Below are 4068 nucleotides of genomic sequence, written 5' to 3' on the forward strand. Positions count from 1 at the left end.
GGCGCTCCCGCCGGCCGCCCCCACGACGCCGCCCGCAGACACGACGGCCGCCGCGGTTCCGGCCGCCGACAGCCCCACTACCGGTGGCGGCGGGGCCGTGCCCGGCGGCACGGTGCTGGTGACCGGTGGCACCGGGTCCCTGGGTGCCCTGGTGGCCGAGCATCTGGTGACCGGGCACGGGGTGCGGTCGCTGGTGCTGGTGTCGCGGCAGGGCCCGGCCGCGCCGGGCGCGGAGGTCCTGGTCGAACGGCTGAACGGGTGGGGTGCGTCGGTGTCGGTGGTGGCGTGCGACGTCACCGACCGGGACCAGGTGCACCGGCTGGTCGCCGAGGTTCCGGGTCGGCTCGCCGGGGTGGTGCACACCGCCGGGGTCCTCGACGACGGCGTGGTCTCGGCGGTCAGCCCGGACCGGCTGGCGAACGTGCTCGCCCCGAAGGCCACCGCCGCCTGGTGGTTGCACGAGGCCACCCGCGACCTCGACCTGGACCTGTTCGTGCTCTTCTCCTCCGTCGCCGGCGTGCTCGGCTCGCCCGGCCAGGCCGCGTACGCCGCCGCGAACGGTGTGCTCGACGCGCTGGCGGCGTACCGCCGACAGGACGGCCTGCCGGCGGTCAGCCTCGCGTGGGGGATGTGGGACACCGGCGGCATGGCCGCGTCCCAGTCCGACGTCGACCGGGCCCGTTCCACCCGGGCCGGCCTTGCCGCGATGAGCCCCGAGGTCGGGCTGGAACTGTTCGACGCCGCGCTGACCGCCGGGCGGGCCGCGCTCGTGCCGGCCGTCGTCGACGTACCGGCGATGCGGTCGCAGATCGTCGGCGGCCGGGTGCCGTCCCTGCTGCGGGCGCTGCTCGGCCCGGTCACCACCCGCCGCCAGGCCGGCCGGGGCAACTGGGCCGACCGGCTGGCCGGCCTGGACCCGCAGGAGGCTCGCGACCAGGTCGACGCGCTGGTCCGGGGCCTCGTCGCGCAGGTGCTCGGGCACGGTGGCGCGGACGCGGTGCCGGCCGACCGGGCGTTCCGGGAACTCGGCTTCGACTCGCTGACGGCGGTGGACCTGCGTAACCGGGTCAACGCCGCCACCGGGCTGCGACTGCCGTCCACGCTCGTCTTCGACTACCCGACGCCGCAGATCCTCGCCGGTCAGGTGTACGCCGAACTGGCCGGCGCCCGCGCCGACACCTCCGCCGCGCCCGAGGCCGCCGCCACGACCGGCCCGGACGAGCCGATCGCGATCGTCGGGATGGCCTGCCGCTACCCGGGCGGGGTGGACAACCCGGACCAGTTGTGGGAGCTGCTGGCCGCCGGCGGCGACGGGATCTCCGAGTTCCCGGCCGACCGGGGTTGGGACCTGGAGTCGCTGTTCGACCCGGACCCGGACCACAGCGGCACCTCGTACACCCGCCACGGCGGCTTCCTCTACGGCGCGCCGGAGTTCGACCCCGGCTTCTTCGGCATCAGTCCCCGCGAGGCCCTGGCCATGGACCCGCAGCAGCGGCTGCTGCTGGAGACCTCGTGGGAGGCGTTCGAGTCCGCCGGCCTCGACCCGGCCAATCTGCGCGGCTCGCGTACCGGCGTGTTCGCCGGGGTGATGTACCACGACTACGCCTCCCGCCTGATGGAGCTGCCCGCCGAGGTCGAGGGCTACATCGGCACCGGCACGTCGGCAAGCGTGCTGTCCGGCCGGGTGGCCTACTCGTTCGGGCTGGAGGGCCCGGCAGTCACCGTGGACACCGCCTGCTCGTCGTCGCTCGTCGCGTTGCACCTGGCCGCGCAGGCGCTGCGGTCCGGCGAGTGCGACCTGGCGCTCGCCGGCGGCGTGACAGTGATGGCCACGCCCGGCACGTTCATCGAGTTCTCCCGCCAGCGCGGCCTGTCCCCGGACGGACGCTGCAAGTCGTTCGCCGCGTCCGCCGACGGCACCGGCTGGGGCGAGGGCACCGGCGTGCTGCTGGTGCAACGGCTCTCCGACGCCCAGCGGGAGGGCCGGCGCGTCCTCGCCGTGGTACGCGGCACCGCCGTCAACTCCGACGGCGCGTCCAACGGGCTGACCGCGCCGAACGGCCCGTCCCAGCAGCGGGTGATCCGGCAGGCCCTGGCCAACGCGCGGCTGACCGCCGCCGACGTGGACGCGGTGGAGGCGCACGGCACCGGCACCACGCTCGGTGACCCGATCGAGGCCCAGGCGCTGCTCGCGACCTACGGCCAGGACCGGCCCGCCGATCGGCCGCTGCTGCTCGGCTCGATCAAGTCGAACATCGGGCACACGCAGGCCGCCGCCGGTGTGGCCGGGGTGATCAAGATGGTGCTGGCGATGCGGCACGGCATCGTCCCCGCCACGCTGCACGTCGACGAGCCGTCCCCGCACGTCGACTGGACCGCCGGCGCGATCACCCTCGCCACCGCACCGGCGCCCTGGCCCGACCGGGACCGGCCCCGCCGGGCCGCCGTCTCCTCGTTCGGCATTTCCGGCACCAACGCGCACGTCGTCCTCGAACACGCCCCCGAACCCGCCGCCCCGGCCGAGTTCCGGCCCGGCGCCGCCACCGACGCCGGCGTCGTCCCGCTCGCGCTCTCCGCCGCCGACCGGGCCGCGCTCCCCGAGCAGGCCGCCCGGCTGCGCGCCCACCTCGCCGCCTACCCCGAGTTCGGCCCGGCCGAGGTGGCGTACGCGCTGACCGCCACCCGGGCGACGTTCCCGCACCGGGCCGTCGTCCTCGGCCAGGACCCCGACGAGCTGGTCCGCGGCCTCACCGCCCTGGTCGACGGCGAGACCGTGCCGACCGTGGTCACCGGCACCGCGCTGCGCAACCCGGCACCCGTCTTCGTCTTCTCCGGCCACGGCGGCCACTGGCCCGGCATGGCCGTCGACCTGCTGGACACCTCACCCGTCTTCGCCGCCTCCGTCGCCGAGTGCGAGGGGGCCCTCGCGCCCTGGGTCGACTGGTCGCTCACCGACGTGCTGCGCGGCGTCGACGGCGCGCCGCCCCTGGTCGCCTCCGGCGTGGTGCAGCCCGCGCTCTGGGCCGTGATGGTCTCCCTGGCCCGGCTGTGGCGGTCCCTCGGCGTACGCCCGGCCGCCGTGGTCGGGCACTCCCAGGGCGAGATCGCCGCCGCCTGCGTGGCCGGTGCGCTCTCCCTCGAGGACGCCGCCCGCATCGTCGCGCTGCGCAGCCAGGTGCTCGCCGACATCGCCGGCCGGGGCGGCATGGCCTCCGTCGGCCTGCCCGCCGAACGGGTCCAGCGGATGCTGCGCCGCTGGGACGGGCGGCTCTGCGTGGCCGTGGTCAACGGGCCCGGATCGGTGGTGGTCGCCGGCGACCCGGACGCGCTCGCCGAGCTGGTCACCGCCTGCGCCGCCGACGACGTGCGGATCCGCCCGCTCGACGTCGACTACGCCTCCCACTCGCCGCACGTCGAGGCCGTCGCCGACCGGCTCCTGGCCAGCCTGGCCGACATCACCGCCCGCCCGGCCGAGGTGCCGTTCTACTCGGCGCTCACCGGCCTGCCCACCGACACCACCACGCTCGACGCCGACTACTGGTACCGCAACCTGCGCCAGACGGTGAACTTCGAACAGGCCGTGCGGACGCTGCTCGCCGACGGGCACCAGGTGTTCCTGGAGGTCGGCCCGCACCCGGTGCTCAGCTTCGGCATGCAGGAGACGATCGACGACGCCGAGCACGAGGCCGCCGTGGTCAACACGCTGCGCCGCGACGCCGGTGGCTGGCCGCGTCTCCTCACCGCGCTGGCCGAGCTGCACACCCGTGGCGTCGGCGTGGACTGGACCGCGGTCTGCGGCGTCACCACCGCAGCGGCGGTGCCGCTGCCCACGTACGCCTTCCACCGCCAGCGCTACTGGCCCGACTCGCCGGTGCGCACCGGGCCGGTCGCGGCCGTCGAGGACCAGGCCGACAGGCAGTTCTGGGACGCCGTCGAGCGGGCCGACGCCGACGCGCTCGCCGCCGCCCTGGACGTCGACGGCACCGAGGCGCGGGCACTGGGCGAGGCACTGCCGGTGCTCGCCGACTGGCGGCAGCGCCGCCGCGACGAGTCCACCGTGGACGCCTG

The 4068-nt window shown here is 76.1% G+C and carries 1 pseudogene; it reads left to right on the forward strand.

Annotation, left to right across the window (positions count from 1 at the left end):
• Positions 1-97: 97 nt before the first annotated feature.
• Positions 98-4068, forward strand: a pseudogene (locus HUW36_RS27280) (type I polyketide synthase); the annotation flags it as partial.

The organism is Micromonospora maritima (assembly GCF_902825405.1).
Classification (GTDB): Bacteria; Actinomycetota; Actinomycetes; order Mycobacteriales; family Micromonosporaceae; genus Micromonospora; species Micromonospora maritima.